10 protein-coding genes are annotated in these 18,445 nt (G+C 38.1%); 7 read left to right on the top strand and 3 right to left on the bottom strand.

Annotation, left to right across the window (positions count from 1 at the left end):
- The first annotated feature begins 99 nt into the window (after positions 1 to 99).
- From PHAL_RS0100050 to PHAL_RS0100030, 5 genes are read left to right on the top strand one after another with little or no spacing between them, the layout of a single operon-like run.
- On the top strand, positions 100 to 3,042 hold the full coding sequence (locus tag PHAL_RS0100050; protein WP_016706346.1) for a SusC/RagA family TonB-linked outer membrane protein: 2,943 nt from the start codon (positions 100 to 102) through the stop codon (positions 3,040 to 3,042).
- Between the two features lie 29 nt (positions 3,043 to 3,071).
- Positions 3,072 to 4,781, top strand: a complete 1,710-nt coding sequence (locus PHAL_RS0100045) for a RagB/SusD family nutrient uptake outer membrane protein (RefSeq protein WP_016706345.1) — start codon at positions 3,072 to 3,074, stop codon at positions 4,779 to 4,781.
- A gap of 59 nt (positions 4,782 to 4,840) precedes the next feature.
- Entirely contained in the window at positions 4,841 to 6,178 is a 1,338-nt protein-coding gene (locus PHAL_RS0100040) for a sugar porter family MFS transporter (RefSeq protein ID WP_016706344.1), read from the top strand.
- Positions 6,165 to 8,177, top strand: coding sequence for a glycoside hydrolase family 32 protein (locus tag PHAL_RS0100035; protein WP_016706343.1), 2,013 nt, complete (start codon positions 6,165 to 6,167; stop codon positions 8,175 to 8,177). Before PHAL_RS0100040 ends, PHAL_RS0100035 begins: the two co-directional genes overlap by 14 nt.
- 60 nt (positions 8,178 to 8,237) lie before the next feature.
- Positions 8,238 to 9,443 (top strand): oligosaccharide MFS transporter, encoded by a 1,206-nt coding sequence (locus PHAL_RS0100030; protein WP_016706342.1) that lies wholly within the window; start codon positions 8,238 to 8,240, stop codon positions 9,441 to 9,443.
- Here PHAL_RS0100030 and PHAL_RS0100025 read toward each other — a convergent pair.
- Positions 9,424 to 10,419, bottom strand: a complete 996-nt coding sequence (locus PHAL_RS0100025; RefSeq protein WP_016706341.1) for a LacI family DNA-binding transcriptional regulator — start codon at positions 10,417 to 10,419, stop codon at positions 9,424 to 9,426. The genes PHAL_RS0100030 and PHAL_RS0100025 overlap by 20 nt on opposite strands.
- A gap of 677 nt (positions 10,420 to 11,096) precedes the next feature.
- On the opposite strand from PHAL_RS0100025, the gene PHAL_RS0100020 reads away from it, so the two are divergent.
- Both PHAL_RS0100020 and PHAL_RS23695 read left to right on the top strand, forming a co-directional pair.
- Positions 11,097 to 12,329, top strand: a complete 1,233-nt coding sequence (locus PHAL_RS0100020; RefSeq protein ID WP_016706340.1) for a phosphoribosyltransferase-like protein — start codon at positions 11,097 to 11,099, stop codon at positions 12,327 to 12,329.
- Positions 12,330 to 12,566: 237 nt separating this feature from the next.
- Complete coding sequence (locus PHAL_RS23695) at positions 12,567 to 13,715, top strand: reverse transcriptase family protein (RefSeq protein ID WP_029215945.1); 1,149 nt, start codon at positions 12,567 to 12,569, stop codon at positions 13,713 to 13,715.
- 1,085 nt (positions 13,716 to 14,800) lie between these two features.
- On the opposite strand, the gene PHAL_RS0100010 is transcribed toward PHAL_RS23695, so the two are convergent.
- Both PHAL_RS0100010 and PHAL_RS22635 read right to left on the bottom strand, forming a co-directional pair.
- Positions 14,801 to 16,510 (bottom strand): UvrD-helicase domain-containing protein, encoded by a 1,710-nt coding sequence (locus tag PHAL_RS0100010; RefSeq protein ID WP_016706338.1) that lies wholly within the window; start codon positions 16,508 to 16,510, stop codon positions 14,801 to 14,803.
- A 6-nt stretch (positions 16,511 to 16,516) separates the two neighbouring features.
- Positions 16,517 to 18,445: ATP-dependent nuclease (locus tag PHAL_RS22635; RefSeq protein ID WP_016706337.1), on the bottom strand; the 1,929-nt coding region annotated here is incomplete at its 5' end.

Below are 18,445 nucleotides of genomic sequence, written 5' to 3'. Positions count from 1 at the left end.
TAAAGCTTTTAACTTTGGGTATTATAAAAAAGCAAAAAGACAACGTTGTTAATCTGTAAGTATCTACCTTAATGAATTTGACAAATGGGGACACACACAATGCAAAGATTTCGCAAAAAGCAACTTGCTACGAGCATAAGTACTGTATTAGTAGGTTTGATCTTACCGTACAGTTCTATAGTAGCTTCACAGGAAGCACCAGAGCCAGCAGAGGATGATGGAATTGAAATTATCGAAGTTTCCTATGGTTATGGCAGTGTTAAAAAAGATGATTTAACCGGCGCAATAAGTACGGTTAAGTTGGAAGATGTCGTTGATATGCCCTCTGGTAATATTATGCAAAATCTACAAGGTAGAGTGCCTGGCTTACAAATTACAACTAATGGCTCTCCTGACTCTACTGCAACGGTAAGGATACGTGGTCAAGGTTTAGGACCACTTGGAAATAACGACCCGCTGTATGTAATTGATGGTATTCCTACAAAGTCAGGAATGCATGAGCTTAATAGTCATGATATTGCTGATATTCAGGTTTTACGTGATGCCGCAGCCGCAAGTATATTTGGTGCGCGTTCAGGTAACGGTGTAATTGTTATTACAACAAAAAAGGGCAGTGAAGGGCTGGATTTTAATTTTTCAGTTAATCAGTCTCAAGATGACTACAGCTATGATCTAAATCCACTCAATACTAAACAGCGTGGGCAGGTTGTATGGCAAGCGGCTGTTAACGATGGTTCAGATCCAAACGCAGCAAGCCCTTTATACAGCTATGATTGGAATGGTGACTACAATAACCCTCAATTAAATTCAGTGATCATTCCTACCTATACAGACCCACAACAAGTTCAGCGTCCTGCTGATACTAATTGGTTTGATGAGGTTACTCGCACAGCTAAGGTCACAGATCTTAATTTTTCATTATCAGGCGGCTCTGAAAAAGCCTCTATTTATAGTTCCTTAGGTTACTTTAATTCAGAAGGTGTTGTTGATGGATCGGAGTTTGAACGCATTAGTTTTAGGGTTAACTCTGATTACCAACTAACCGATAAATTAAAAGTGGGTGAAAACTTCACTGTCACTAATCAAGAATCTAACTTAATAAATGCCCGAGCGGGTGAGATTTTAGGTCTGGCAATTGAACAGCAATCTATTGTGCCTGTTTACAATGATGAAGGTGGCTGGGGTGGGCCTGTTCCAGGTGTTACTGACCGTGATAATCCAGTTAGAATAATTGAAATGAATCGCGATAATGTTAGTCGCTTCAATAAGTTGATGGGTAATATATTTGTTGAATATGAGGCTATAGAAGGGTTAACTCTAAAAAGCACCGTGGGCCTTGATTATGGTCAATATTACTTTCGAAACTATACCCGCGCTTTTCAAGCTGGTTCATTGAACTATGGAGATCAGCTTTCAGTGACTGAAAACTGGAATAGCAGCTTCACTTGGACAAATACAGCACAGTATGATTTAGATGTTGGTGATAATCACAGCTTTGTTTTTTTAGCGGGCACGGAACAAATAGATTATGAGTACGAAGGTTCGGTAGGTTTTGGTTCTGGTTTTGCCTCTGATGATCGTGACTATGCACATTTATCACAAGCAACGGGAGATGTGCGTGTTGAAGGTGATGGTGACAAGTGGTCACTTAATTCTTACTTTGCTCGAATGGACTATAACTATGATGATCGCTACCTCGCTGGGCTTACAATTCGTCGCGATGGGTCGTCACGTTTTGGTAGTAATAACAGTTATGGTAATTTTCCTGCGGCTTCAGCTGGCTGGGTTGTAAGTAATGAATCATTTTATGATATTGAGTTTTTAAGCACCTTAAAAGTACGAGCTAGTTGGGGTAAAACAGGTAATCAAGAAATTCCCACTGACGCAACATATACAACCTATCTTAGTCGTTATGCTACGCAATCATTGTTTACTGACTTACAAGATGAAGGTACCGCTTATGATATAGGCGGTGCAAATGGTGGAACGCTACCATCAGGTTTTGTTAAAGCACAAACAGGCAATGATGACCTAAAATGGGAAACTTCAACGCAAACAAATATCGGCATTGATTTTGGTATGCGTTATGACACGATTTACGGCAGCATCGATTGGTTTGAAAAAACCACTGACGATATCTTAACGCTTACTAACCCAATTGCGACACTTGGCGAAGGTGCACAGCAATGGGTCAATGGTGGCACGATAGAAAACAGCGGCTTTGAATTTATTATAGGTTATGCTGATTATCTTACATTCGATAGCTTGGATGATGATATTGATGTTGATATAAGTTTTAACGTTTCCTCCGCTAAAAACAAAGTTGTTTCCCTTCCTGAAGATGTTGTTAATTCATTTGGTGGCAATGGAGCTGATAAAACAATTGTTGGCCATTCCATTAACTCTGTATATGGCTACGTTGCCGATGGTCTCTTTCAAAATCAAGCTGAAATTGATGCACATGCAACGCAATCTGGTGCCGGCTTAGGAAGAGTGCGTTGGCAAGATCTTGATGGCAATGGTGTCATAGATGAGAACGATCAGACATTCTTTGCAGATACCGATCCTGACTTTATGTATGGCTTGAATATGAACTTTAAATACAAAGGTTGGGACTTTACGATGTTTTGGCAAGGTGTTGAAGGCGGCCAAATTCGTAATGGTTGGCGTGGGTTCACAGACTTCACTTCACTCAATATAGGTTCTAATTACGGGGATCGCGTACTTGATGCTTGGTCAATCAATAATACTGATACTAATGTTCCTGCTTTAACTGCCATTGATAATAATGGGGAAGGTCGTCAATCGAGCCTGTTTTGGGAAGATGGAACTTACCTTAAATTACGTAACTTATCTATAGGGTACAGCCCCGATGAACAATGGTTGAGCCAATACGGTATAAGTTCTGCGCGTATTTATCTACAGGGTAGTAATTTATTAACAATTACACCTTCTGGGATGCTTAGCCAAGATCCAGAGACACCAGATGGTACTTTCCCTATTCCAAGACGTATCACGTTAGGCGTGAACCTTTCTTTTTAATTAAAACGACAACGATACGAGCACAAATTATGAATAAAATTAAAACAGTTTTTGCAGCGACAGCATTGGCCCTTTCTGTAGCGTCGTGCGGTGGTTCTGATCTTGATGTGGCACCATCAGGAGTATTAACACAAGAGCAGGTTTCTAATAGCGAAAATATAGATGCGTTAATTATTGCAGCTTACTCATATTTAGGTAATGACCATTACACTGCGCCAAACTTTCTTTGGCCGACAGGTAACCTACGTGCAGGTGATGCTCATAAAGGTGGAAACGGGCCAGGAGATATTTTTGCTTATCATGCCTTATCCTTGTATCAACCTTTAGTGCCTGATATGGAGTCTTTTCCGCCAGATCTAATTGACTTGAATAACAAAAAGTGGACGCGGAATTATACAGGTATATCTCGTGCCAATGCCGCTTTGTCCGTTATACAAAATGCTTCACCAGAGATCGAAGATAGTGCAGCTAAACAAGCTGAATTACGATTTATCCGCAGCATTTTTTACTTTGATCTGAAAATTCATCACAAGCATATTCCTTGGATTGATGAGAGCATGAGTCAAGATCAAATATTAACTGCAACTAACCGTGATTTCACGGACCAAGAACTGTGGGACAAGATTGCAGCAGATTTTGAGTTCGCAGCCAATAACTTGCCAAATACCCAAGAGGATGTTGGTAGAGCTTCAGCTTTATCTGCTAAATCTTATTTAGCTAAAACACTATTGTATCAGGCCTATGAACAAGATGAGTTACACCAAGTAGTTAATATTAATAAGGATAAATTAGCGAAAGTGGTGACGCTTGTTGATGAAATTGAGGCAGCGGGCGTATACGACTTATTTGAGGATTACGCTGATAATTTTTTATTTGAAAGCGAAAATGGCAAAGAATCAGTGTTTGCCATTCAGCGCTCCTTAAATGACGGTTCACCCGATGGCAGAGGAAGTTGGCCGAGTGCGTTAAACGCGCCAATGGCTGGAGGTTTTGGTTGCTGTGGTTTTCATGTTCCAACCGAAAACTTTGTCAATGCTTTTAAAACCGACGAACAGGGTTTACCACAATTTGAAACATTTAATGACTTTAATTATGACATGACCAGTGACTCTGTTGACCCTCGTTTGGATCATACCGTCGCAATGGAAGGTAAACCGTTTAAATACGATGAAACGTTAATTCATGGTGGGGATAGCTGGGCGAGGGCGCCAGGAATTTATGGCAATTTTACAGCGATGAAAGACTTAGAACATCCTGATTGTAGCTGCCGTGGAGAAAATGGTCCTTTCCCTATCTTCTCGCTTAATACGCCATTAATTCGATACTCAGATGTTCTGCTTTGGAAAGCAGAAGCGTTAATTGAATTAGATCGATTTGACGAAGCCTTGACAATCATTAACCGCATCCGCTCAAGAGCTCAGCAGAGCACAGGAAAATTACACAATGCGAGTATTTATAACATCGGCTTATACACCAGCTTTGACTCTAAAGAGCAAGCGCGCACTGCATTGCGATTTGAACGCCGCCTTGAATTAGGATTAGAAGGCCATCGCTTTTTTGACTTAGTACGTTGGGGGATAGCAAAAGAAACTATTGACGGTTACTTATCAGTTGAGGCTGTAAGAAAACCTTATTTAGTTGACGCTATTTTTACCAAAGGGAAGCATGAGTATTTACCTATTCCAAATCAGCAAATGATTTTGAGTGGTGGCTCTTATACACAAAACCCAAATTACTAATCTGTAGGCGAAGGTGAGCCTAGCTCACCTTCGGCAACATTAAGTCAAAAAGAGTTATTATGAAAAAAATTATTTATTGGTCAATAACGGTCGCTGTAGCTGGCTTTTTATTTGGCTTTGATACGGCGGTTATATCTGGAGCAGATAAACCGATCCAAGCCTTGTGGAATACAAGTTCGTTATTTCACGGTTTATTTATTATGTCATCCGCATTGTGGGGAACATTACTCGGCGCATTAGGTGGAAATTATCCTTGTGATAAGTGGGGTCGAAAACCAACGTTAATTTTAGTTGGCGTGCTATTTTTTATTTCAGCACTTGGATCTGCAATGGCTCAAGACCCTTATACTTTTGCCTTGCTAAGATTTATTGGCGGAGTTGGGGTCGGTATTTCATCAATTGTTGTGCCTGCCTATATCTCAGAAATTGCGCCAGCCAAGTTTCGTGGCCGCTTAGTCGCTCTTTATCAATTTCAAATTGTGTTTGGTATTTTAGTTGCGTTTGTTTCTAATTTCTTAATAGCGGGTACGTCAGCGATTGATTGGCGTTTAATGCTTGGGGTTGAGGCTATTCCGGCTTTAATTTATTTACTAATGATTTTAAAAGCACCTGAAAGTCCTCGTTGGTTGATTCAAAAGAAAAATCAAATAAGTAAAGCGCGAGCAATTTTGATTGACTTAGGTGAAGCAAATCCTGATAGCGTTTTAGCGGCGATTGAAAGTGATAAAAAACAGCATACAGAGTCAAAACTGTTTGGTGGCGCTTACAAAAAAGCTGCTTGGTTTGCATTTCTATTTGCTGCTTTCAACCAATTATCAGGTATTAATTTCATTATTTATTATGCACCACGTGTATTCGAACTCGCGGGTCTAGATGTGAACCAATCTTTATTGTCTGGTGCTGGTATTGGTATGGTTAACTTATGCTTTACCATGCTTGGTTTATCTTTAATCGATAAATTTGGACGCCGTTCGCTGATGTACATAGGGTCAATCGGTTATGTTCTTTCGTTAACTGTTATCGCATGGGCGTTTAGTACGGGGACTGGTGGTTTGACGGTTGTTGCGTTTGTCTTTGTATTTATAGCGGCGCATGCGATAGGCCAAGGAACCGTGATTTGGGTCTTTATTGCTGAAATCTTCCCTAACACAGTACGTTCAAAGGGGCAGTCTCTAGGCTCAGGTACACATTGGTTCTTTGCTGCTGCTATTACACTACTGATGCCATTTTTCTTAGAGCAATTTAGCCCAGCAGAAGTCTTCGGTTTTTTCACTTTAATGATGTTAGGGCAATTGATTTTTGTCGCTTGGTTTATGCCTGAAACAAAGGGGCGCTCATTAGAGGACATTTCACTTAATTCAAAAGATAAGCATGGAGTATTAGATGCGAACGGTTAATTTAATTTTAATTTCATCATTTTTAACGGCGTGTGGTATGAATAATCAGACTAATGATAGCAACCAAAAACTAGTTGAGCAGCCTGATACAGAGTTGTTTCGTCCTGCATATCACTTTACACCACCTAAAAATTGGATGAATGATCCCAATGGTATGGTGTACTACCAAGGCGAATATCACCTTTTCTATCAACATAACCCAGATTCATCAGTTTGGGGCCCAATGCATTGGGGGCATGCTATAAGTAAAGACATGGTTCATTGGGAGCATCAAGAAATAAAGCTTTATCCAGATGAGCATGGAACTATATTTTCTGGTAGCGCTGTAGTTGATTGGCAAAACAGTAGTGGTTTTGGCAGTAAAGAAAATCCACCTTTGGTTGCGATGTACACCTATCATGATGAGGAAAAAGCTGCACAAGGAGCGATTGATTTCCAAACCCAAGGATTAGCATACAGTGTAGATAAAGGGCGCACGTGGAAAAAATATGAAAATAATCCAGTTTTAAAAAACCCTGGCATTCGTGATTTTCGTGACCCCAAAGTAAACTGGCATGAACCAACTCAGCAGTGGACAATGGTGCTTGCCCAGGATGATCATATTGGTTTTTATACATCAAAAAACCTAAAAGATTGGCAGTTTGAAAGTAATTTTGGACTGGAGTGGGGGAGTCACGCTGGAGTATGGGAATGTCCAGACTTGATTCGAGTGAAAGTAGAGGGAACGGATCAATATAAATATGTTTTATTAGTTAGTATTAATCCAGGGGCACCAAATGGTGGCTCGGGAACACAGTACTTTGTTGGCGATTTTGATGGAAAACAATTTACTTTAGACGAAGAATATCAGCAGAAGCTGGCTTCTACACCTGCTGTCTTTCCTAAAGGACTAAATTTTTCAGACTTTAAAAATGGCTTAAGTAAATGGCAGGTAACAGGTAATGCATTCCATGTAGAAAATGACCAGCAAGGAAATGCAGTGCTCAGCTCTTTTAATCAATCAGATAAAGCAACGGGTACGATATTATCTCAGCCTTTTACAATCAACCATGACTATATCAATTTTAAAATAGCTGGTGGAAAGCATGAAAATAGCACCGTAATGCAACTATTAATTAATGGTGAAATAGTTAAAAGTGCTAAGGGGAATAATTCAGGTAATATGGTTGAGAGAGCGTGGGATGTTAGTAATCTTAAAGCTAAACAAGGACAAATAAAAATTATTGATACCGAGGAAGGTGACTGGGGGCATGTCAAAGTTGCAGATATAACTTTCTCAGACGAAGCGGCCAAAGCAAAGGTTGAACCTTCAATTTGGTTAGATTATGGTACTGATAATTATGCAGGTGTAACTTTTTCTGATACTCAAGAGAACCGTCATTTGTTTATGGGGTGGATGAGTAATTGGCAATACGCTAATGTTGTGCCAACAACTACATGGCGTAGCGCTATGACAATTCCCCGAGAACTAAAGTTAGTGGATACGGCTCAAGGGGTTCGTGTAGCATCAGAGCCAGTTAAAGAACTACAAAGTGTTCTGTCCGAGCCTCAAATTAAGACTAAGCTCACGGGTAAAAATAGTTATCAACTTGATGAATTATTTAATATTATCCCAGGGCAGTTTAAATTTAGTTTTAACTTTATAAATGACAACCAAGCTGTTGATATTATACTGAGTGCTGACTCAGGTGAGCAGACAGTGCTAACACTTGACCCTGTGAAGGGAGTTATGACCTTAGATAGGACGCAAGCAGGCTTAAGTGACTTTGAGCCAGGCTTTGCATCTATTCAAACGGGGCCACTCGACAAAGGTCTTGAGCAATATGATATTGAAGTATGGGTTGATAAAGCCTCAATAGAAGTATTTGTAAATCAAGGGATAGGTACAATGACATCTATTGTTTTTCCAACGCAGGCTTATCATAAAGTGAATGTAAATGCAGCACAGGAAGTATCTCTGAGTGAAATCCAACTAAATAATATTATTGGAAATAACTAACTTTTGAGCGGCTCTAAAATAATTTAGCGCCGCTATTTTTTGTCTGAGGCTATGCGATTTATGAGTAGCAATTACCGGCTATTAAGTGCAATTTTTTTCGTGTATTTCATGGCATGGTCTTTTTCATTTTCGCTCTTTCCTATTTGGCTTAGTCAAGAAGTTGGCCTTAGTGGCGAAGAAGTTGGTATCGTCTTTAGTATTAACTCACTTATGGCTTTATTTATTATGCCTTACTACGGCATATTCCAAGATAAGTTAGGCCTTAAAAAAACGCTCCTGTATTTTATTGTATCTTTCATGTTGTTAATTGGCCCATTTGTTAATTATGTTTATGAGCCTTTATTACACAACTACTTTTACGTTGCAGTGGTACTAGGGGGACTGGTCTTTTCATTTGCATTTTTAGCAGGCGTCGGTGTTTTAGAAAGTTATATTGATAAACAAAGCCGAATTGCCAATTTTGAATTTGGAAAAGCAAGAATGTGGGGATCGTTTGGTTGGGCCCTGGCAAGCTATTTTACAGGACTCTCGTTTAACCTTGACCCCAATCTAAATTATTGGCTGTCTAGTATTGCTGCCGTTTGTTTAATCGGGTTGTTATTTTTTGTTAAAGTTAACTTACCAAACCAAGACGTATCACAACCTTGTTTTGTTTCAATATCTCGTCAATGTAAAGAGTTTATTGAAATAACAGGTCTTTGGCGGTTAAGTGTATTTGTGGTTGGTGTTAGTTGTATTTATGGTGTTTTTGATCAGCAGTTTGCAATTTACTACACGACATTTTTTGCAACACAAGAACTAGGGCGTGAATACTTTGGTTACTTAACATCCGCACAAGTGATTTTAGAAGCTTTTGCTATGTACTTAGCCGTTAAATGGGTCAATAAATTAGGCGTAAAGAGTTCATTACTATTAAGTGGCGTGCTAATGGCGTTAAGAATTTATTTTTCCGGAGTTGTTGAGGATGCATGGGGTATAAGCTTTTTAAAGTTAACGCATGCAATAGAGCTTCCGCTGATGTTGATTGCACTATTTAAATACATAAATATGCACTTTGAGGCTAAGTACTCTGCCATGATTTATATTATTGGTTTTCAATTTACGGTACAGCTTATGGCATCAATATTAGCAATTATAGTTGGCGGAATATATGACCAGTTAGGGTATGCGCTAACTTATCAATATTTAGGAATGATTGTGTGTGTGTTCATTGTGGTATCGTGTTTTGTGTTAAAAGCTGATATTGCTAAAAAGAATCTCGTTTGATCAACTTAAACGGTAAATGTTGATGAACAATATCTGTGCGGCATGCAATGAGATATTCCATAGCCCAGCGCCCCATTTCATGATGTGGTAGTGCCATAGTGGTTAAATTTGGTTGTAATAACTCAGGGATGCTGCCCCAGTTATCGAAACTAGCGATACCAATATCTTCACCTATAATCATGCCTTTGTCATGGACTACAAAGTAAATTTCCATCGCCATAGGGTCTTGTCCACAAATTATTGCATCGGGCTTGAAGTTATCAATAATCCTGGCCGCAGACTCTCGAGATGTTGAGCGCTCAACGCCATCATCGTGCGTCACTATAACCGATTCTATTAACAGATCGCTTAATGGTAAACCGTGCTGTTTAAATGCTTTTATTACGCCTTCTTTTCGGCCTTTTGCAGCCACAATGTCTTCATTCAAATTTAGAAACGCAATTCTACGATAGCCTTTACTTATTAATGCTGAGGCAATTTCTTCACCGGCTTGCACTTCATCGGGCACCACGCAGGGTAAGTTATTATCAACTGGGAAACAGTTGGCTAAAATGGTTGGGATTTTTTTTAATTCATCAGAAACTTGAACAGCACGATGATACATAGCTGAATATATAACGCCTTCAACTCTGTATTCTAAGAGGCTTTCTATTGCTCTATCTATACTTTCTTGGCTGTCGTTTACATTAAGAATGAGTAGTTCTTTGTTTGTTTTCCATGCAATTTCTTGCGCACCGCGGATTATATCAAATGTATACGGAACACTGAGCAGCTCATCGGCGATGATCGCATAAATATTGGAGTTTTTCCGCCTTGTTAGGCTTGCAGCTCTGTTCGGGCGATAACCTAACTCTTTAATTGCTTTGAGCACTTTCTCACGATTGACATCTTTTACTGTGGAATCATGATTTACTACACGAGATACAGTTTTAAATGAAACACCAGCGTGGGCTGCTACTTGCTTAATTGTAACCATACTAAAATAATACCTCCTGTGATTAAGAACAGTATACCAGCAGATTGAGATTTATTTATATGTTTTTATGGCGGTTTTACAATGAATAATGAACATTTTATGCTGTTTAAACTTAAGGCCTTGCGGCGATTTTTATTGATTGAGATCAACAAAACAACATAGGAGAATAGGCATAATTCGCGGCTGTAATTTTGTGCTAGAAGTACTAGCTCTAATTAATGAGGTTAGAGAGTGGCTTTACTCATAAATAGTAAATGCATTAACTGTGATAGTTAATTAGTCTCCACCCAAAGTCTTTTAAAACAGTCTGTTACAATGTTGTGCTACGATTTGTGCTACGAATTCGTAAAATGTAGTAGTACCTGACTAGTATCTAAAAAGTTTGCTGAAAAGGCAAATGGCAATAACTAAAGAGACGATGTTGGGGGGGGCGTTTATGTGCCAAAACCGGACTATGGTACTAACTCGTTTATGCCCCAAAGTAAGTTAGCGGGTACCGTCTAGCAAACTATGGGAAGTCCATAACTCATGTCTGGAGTTACTTAATGGAATTGTAAAGACTGGTTCTGCGAGGGCTTATTACCTTCGAGAGCATATGATTCGGTCAAGAAAAGTATCTGTTTAAGTGGTATATCTGTAGTGACAATGAATTTGGTATTTAATGGAGTATCATTAGAGTGAAAATATCGGCAATTCCAAGCGCTCAAAGTTGGTTAGAACAGTTTCTTCCTATTGATAGGAAAATAGCAGAAAACCTTTTGGATCAACTTGTTTATATCACCACAGATGATGTTATAAATACTTTAGGGGTTCGTATTAATGAGCTAATTGAAGGTTATAATAAAGTAGCCATTTTTCCTGTGAGAGAATTAATACAGGTGCAGGAGGATGAAACTGACGGGCTGGAAGAGGCACAGCAACAGACAGAAAGCTATTTTCCACTCGATGATGATGATGCAATACCAGTTGTTCAACCAAATAATATTCCTTTAGGTAGTGAAGCATTTGTATCAAATTTAATTACTCAGTTAGGTCGGAGGAATAGAGGTAAAGTTATTTCACCTGAAGGTAATGGTTTAAACCCGACTTTAAATAACCTACGAGCAGAGCGGGTCGATGCACTTATTCTTGTCGATGATTTAATTGGTTCTGGAAATAGAACTAAAGAATTTCTCGAATCAATTTATCAGCATCCAACTATAAAGAGTTGGTTGTCTGGAAAGCAAATTGAAATACATATTGTCAGTTATATGGCATCTGAAAAAGGCGAAAAACTGATAAATAAGTGGTGCAATCAATATCGTAATTCAACATTACACGTACTAAACCAGTGCCCTATGCTAAATATGAGTGATCTAGACCTTATAAGTTTGTGTAAAAGATATGCAGATAAAGGAGAAAAGTTGCCAATAGGATATGGAAGTAACCCTGTTAGGGTTGTTTTCGCTCATTCAGCGCCAAATAACTTACCCGCAATTCTGTATCGAAATAAAGCTAAATTAAAGGCAAAAGATACTAGCTTAAGAAGCAAAGTAAAGGTTTGGAAAGCTTTATTTCCAAGGCGAGCACTGGTAGAAACGTTAAAAGCCGAGTTATCAGCAGTAAAGCCTGTCACTTCAATAAAATACTTATTAATGGAACTGCTTCAAATTGTTCGATTAAACCCAGAAATTAGTGTTATTTCATTAAATGAACAATTTTCAGGAACGGGTGCTCAATTAAATTTGTGTAAAGATAGATGTATAAATTTCGGCTGGTTGCGTGAAGATAGAGCACACTTGGCTCTAACAGAAAATGGTAAAAAAGAACTAAGATTTATAAATAAAATTAACAAGTTAAAAATCATTGCTAACAATGAAGATAACTATTACCCTAACGGTATGAGTCGGGCCATGAGGCATGAAGACTAGTGTTAACCATGCGGCTTACGTATGGTGCATTACAGGGAAACCTGTAGTGTTCTCATTTAACTTTTTGTTAAATGAACTGTATTCCAAAGTTCGCTTTGTAATACAGTTTTGCTTTAAGGTTAATTTAAAGTAATGGAAAAGGCCTCGCTTTAATTCGCGTTTTACTGCTAAAGCAATTTCGGTCGTAGCCTTGGTCATTTGCTTTAGCAGTAAAATGCAAGCATCAAAGGTAGTTTTATGGCAATTGGACCGGCTCATATATATTTGAAGAAGGGAATTGAAAAAGGGATAGAAAAAGAAAATCTTCTAGCTATTTATAATTCCTCACTTCCACAAAAACGTAATTTTCAGACTTATATTCATAGTTTAGGTCACCTTTGTCATTTCTCGGGCGTAAATTACCATTATCTCCGACGTGTAATAAAAAGAGAGATAGACTGTTATGATGTTTATCCTATTGCAAAGAGAAGTGGTGGTAGTCGATACATATCGGCACCTGAAGACGAATTAAAAGACGTTCAGCGCTGGATTAATAGGTATGTATTATCAAATGTTAAGCCACATTGGCGTTGCTTTTCGTATCATGCTGAAGCTTCTATTTATAATGCGGCAAAAGAGCATTGCGGTTCTAAGTGGATAATTAAATTGGATATAGAAAACTTTTTTGATTCTGTATCTGAAATTGCAGTTTATAAATTGTTTAGAGAGCTTGGCTATAATCCATTATTATCATTTGAGTTAGCAAGAGTTAGTACAATTGAGCCGTTACGTATCAATAAAAAAATGGCTGCAAAGTGGGTAAACTATAATACTAGTTCAGATGAATTGCCTTATTCACGTCGCAATGTGAAGTACTTTGGCAGATTGCCTCAAGGAGCGCCAACAAGCCCAAGTATCTCAAACTTGGTTTTTAAAGGTATAGATGAAGAGTTTCAGTTTTTTTCTGAAAAAAATAACCTTATATATACTCGTTATGCTGATGATATTTGCTTTTCATCTCATGAAAAAAGCTTTAACAGGGAAAGTGCTCAACAAGTGGTAAGCTATTGCTCAAGTGTTTTACGTGCCAATGGCTACGCCACCAAAAAATTAAAAACAAAAATTATTCCTCCCGGAGTTAGAAAAGTAGTACTTGGTTTTAATGTTGATCATGATGAACCTAAGCTAACTAAAGCCTACAAAAAGAGGCTGGAATCACATATTCGAGGAGTAGAAAAGTTTGGTGCTATTGCTCACGCAAAGCACAAAAAATTTGATTCAGTTTTAGGTATGCTAGAGCACGTGTTGGGATTGGTTAACCATGCGAAATTAGTCGAGTATGGATATGCCGTAGGGCTTAAAAATAAACTTGATACTGCTAAACAGCGGCAAGGCTTTATAGGTTAAAAGTTAGTTTAAGTAATCTATAACTATGGTGTGACTGGACTTCCCAGTTTTCACTAGACAGTTTACTTTTGTAAAGAAAGGGCTGAAAATTAACATGGTAAATGTGTAATAATTCCATTTAACTTTACACAAATCACTTAAATTCTAATTAAATATATAAATATCAATGTATTAATATTATTTATGTTAATTACCTTTTTAAGCCAGCACATAATCGGGTAGCCGGAGGTCTCTAACCTCCAGCCCCCACACCACCCATCATGCGGGTCCGCAATGGGCGCTTCATCTCCCGTAATGAATATTGATCCAAATATCTCTCAATGACACTAAACCTTGTGACGCTAAATAGTCATTATCTAGCGCAATGTTAATTCCTTTTTTTTGAGCCTCTACAAGGGCCCTTGCGGTTGATACCGCAGGCTATGGCAAGTCGTTCGCTAAAACCCAATTTCATTAAACTGCGTACTTTAGTGCGTGCTATACCTTTATAAAAAGCGTCATTGCCGTCAGTAGCACATTCTTATCCTACGGCGGATCCAATACTCTAAATCCACCGTTAGGTATAAAAATCAAAGTCAAAAGCCAAGGGACAAATCTTGACTTCAGACATTATAACTACTGACTGTCCGCTCATGGCACAGACTGTGTGAAAACTCTGATCACCTTTTGGTCTAAGTATCTGCTGCTTATGATCGATTAATCTATACATTTAGTTCACTTAATATACTGATATTTATATAATAAGACTATTGATTCAGTCGAGGGTTGAGGCAATATGTCAAAGTTTATAAGCGGTGAAAGTCGTGACCAATCAACGTTATTTCCAGAATCGTTGGAAGATTACGTCAGTGAAGATAATACGGTCAGTTTTCACACAATCTGTGCCAAAATCAGACCTTCTGGCGTAACTCGTTTCTGCCCCAAAACGAGTTACGTCGCAAAATAAGAGTAAGATAGTTAGATATTTATCATAATGAGAATTTATGGAAATATATGAGGGCAGGGATTTTAAACGGGCCTCATAAGGATCATTTTAAGCACTGACTGGCAAATGAAGCTTGGTTCGCGACTAAACATCTTATATTCTAAATATCTATCTTATTAACACGTAATTTATTCATGCCGAATTTAGCTAGATCACTTATGATACTATTTACGTGTGCGTATGAAGAAGGCCCAGAATGCTGTCGGTGAATAGCACTCGATATCAATAGTTTTGACTTAGCTCTAGACAATCCAACAAACACAGTAGAACGCTCCTCGTCCAACTTCTTTTGATTCATACCAAATCTAAAGTATGAGTAATCTTCCAGTCCTAGTAATATTACTGCCTCAAATTCTAATCCTTTACTTTTGTGAATTGTCATCATTCGAACGGCTCCGACTCCAGAAATAAGATCAACGGCACTTGCCCACGAACAACTTATTTTTTTTGCTTCTTTTAGCTCTTCTAACACACCATGAAAAGTCTCTTTCATTAGTGTACCTTGTTGATATTGCACCCAATTTTTCTTGAGGTTCTCATCGAAGAACTCATTCATAATTTTGGTAGTTATATCAAATAGCTCATCGAATGATTTAGCTTCACCCTCTCCGTAGAAATTAGCTTTTCCTATTTTATTGAGTATTGTTGTTAGCACAAAATCGTTATGGCGAGAGTTACTAGAGCTGCAGTAAACATAAGAGTCTCTAAGACACTCCCACGCTTTCACATCCCTAGGACGGGTCAATAAACACAACAATGAGACTAGGACTTTGCCTAAGGGTTCGGAAATATAGTCTTGGATATTGCTTTCGTTTACACTTAAGATATTTTGCTCTAATAAGGCAATATTTAGGTTTTTACTATAGGTGTTGTTTGTATTAGCTCTAAATAAAATAGCTATCTCTTCAGGTTTTATTCTATCTTCGACGATCCATTTCTTTATTTTCAAAGATAGCTGCTTAGCCTCATGAGCTTCGTCATCAAATATAAGTAAGGAGTAATCTCTTTTGTTCAATGGGATTCCTTCTGTATTATAAATTACACTATTAGAATCAATAGGCCACCAATTATTACCGGTGTAATCAATAAACTGTTTAAGTTCTGGAGTTGTCCTAAAATTGGTATAAATTCTCTTTAAGTCGGCATTAAAATCTGACTCGAACCTAACAAATCCATCAGGCAAAGCGTTGGCAAATTTCATTATCGCTTGCTTTGTATCTCCTACAACCGTGATAACACTTTGTGATTCACAAAAAAGCTCCTTTACAAAATCATATTGATGGCCATTTAAATCTTGAAATTCATCAATAAAAACAAACTTGTATGTCGCTCTGATCGATGACATTAAAGTCGAAGAAGACTTTACAATTTTTAAAGCAATAATAGTAAGTTGGTCAAAAGTTAACTTGTCTTTGAAGTTGCTTTGTTTGGAATTAAAAACTAACTTGTAATCTTCATTCGGTTGTTCGTGTTTAGGTAAAATGTGCATAAACCTATCAACGATGCTTTTTGTAAAAGCTTCAATCGTAAACGAATAAAATCGATCAGATAGAACATTACCACATCTAAGAGATACTCTATCTTTTATATTTGAAGCAGATTCTCGCTTCCTAGATATAGATAAAATATTATATGGCCACGAACACAGTTCTGTTTCAAGTAAGAAGCAAGCTTTTTGAGCAAGAATTTCAGTCTTGCCTGCTCCAGGTCCAGCCATAATTGCAATGTTATTTTCACACTTAATTATATCTAAAGATTTTTTATCAAACTCTAGGCCGTCCTTTGGTTCCCACATTGAAGTATCAATCATTAAATATTACTCCGAGAGTTCAGAAATTTCTTTTTCTATATGCTTAATCATTTCCTTAATCCCTTTTGGGATTCGTTCGATATTTTCAGCTAGACTAAAATCAATCTGTTCTAAAGCATTTATGTGTGAAACTGGTTTGCCTTTACTACCGAGGAACCTGTAGTTGTACCATAGGAAAGTATCTTTATCTTTCATCTCATCATAATAATTATCAGCAATATCCTTTGAATACTTGGCCTTTAAAACAGCGGCTTTTAACGATTCCCATTTTTTATCTTGTGGACCATTCTCACCCGCCAGTTTTTCATTATAATTCTTAGGATAAGATTGTTGCATTGAGTAATCTAAATCTAGAGGTGTAGAAAAGAATACACCGTGCTGATTCAATAAACTCTCTGCAGTAGTATTTTGTATGTTGGATAGCTCATCAGTCATAGGGTTAGGGTTGTGCGTGTCCCAACCGGGAATACTCGTAATGGTTTCACTTTTTCCTAGCTTAACCATTTGATCAACGACGTACTTTATACGCCCCCAGCCGCCACCACTTCGACCATAATCCATATCTAAAAGTGTAACATATGGGATACCTAACCCATCTAAAAGCTTCCAAAAATGGTTTACATGCCTACCACCTAAAGGAGCAACAGACACGAAGCTATCATCAATATCAATACCGAATTTGGATAACAATTTTGGTATGACTACCTGTTCACTTTCACCCTCCCCCAAAATAACCAAACGGGCAAAGTAGATCTCAGGGTAAGCCTTAACTGCACCAGCAACAAATTTGTACAACTCATCTTGCTTATCTGGTAAGGGTATTTTTGAGACAACTGTATTTCTAGTTGCTTTATGCAACCTAAAGTAACGAATTTGAGTAGGTTCGATTCTTCCTACTAAACTAGGGGAGTGAGTAGTGACTAAAACTTGGGCATTTGTTGATTTGGCCAAAGAACTCATAGATTTAACTATTCTCCCCAAAAAGTGAGGGGCTAGATGGTTTTCTGGCTCCTCTAACGCTAGAAGGGTAAAAATTGGAGTATTTAGCTTTTTAGAATCAAAATGAACTCGGTTAGCTTGTTCTCGAAGTGCTTTTGACTCAAGCTCATGCACTGCTTGAATTATGGAGATATGTAATAGCGAGCGTTGGCCATCACTCAACCTATCCATCGTAGCCTTTCTGTTATTTGTTTCAGACTCGAAAGAGAGAGTGATCGTTTTCAAAAGCTCATCAGTCTGCAATGGCAAGAAGTTAACCTTCGCCCTGCTAAGATAGTCACCAGAGTACATTTCTCGCCAACTAGTTTGTAGCTGCTTTTCAATAAGTTTTATTGCACTGTTCTTAGAAATCTCTTCACTTGCTTTCTCAGTAAGCTCCAGCGCCTTTTGAAGCTCACCATTTTTACTTTGGTCCCACTGAATTGCATTTAACAATCGACCCAATAGCATCTTGGTAGATGAGCTAATTTCTTTGAAAGGGTTTCTACTTGCTGGAATGTAATGTACCTGAATGTTATTCCTATCAGATCTACGCAGCTCTCGACGTTTATCGCTATTGTAAGTATTACTATCACTCAGTATATAGTAGACGGTTTCATCTACGACACCTTCAGGAGAGATATCGTCAACTGTTAACTTTGCTTCAAGCCTCAGCCTAAGCATCATCTCATTGTTTGAAGACTTAAAACATAACTGGTTAAATATTCCTGCAACAGCGATCATGTCACCTTCAGATTCGACTTCGGGAAAGGTAAACCAAGCCTCTATTGAAAGTTCATCTGCTCTTTTCTCAATAACCGATGGACTATGAAAGTCATCACCCCTTATTTTTCGAGAAGCTTCACTGATACCAAACATTCGACTTATGAACTGGTTTAATTGAGCCGGACACTTTAATAATGGACAATGTTCTAATATTGAGGTGTTAAATGACAA

The organism is Pseudoalteromonas haloplanktis ATCC 14393 (assembly GCF_000238355.1).
In the GTDB taxonomy this organism is placed as follows: Bacteria; Pseudomonadota; Gammaproteobacteria; order Enterobacterales; family Alteromonadaceae; genus Pseudoalteromonas; species Pseudoalteromonas haloplanktis.
The sequence above is the reverse complement of the archived record's forward strand: the minus strand, read 5'-3'. Positions and strand labels throughout refer to the sequence as shown.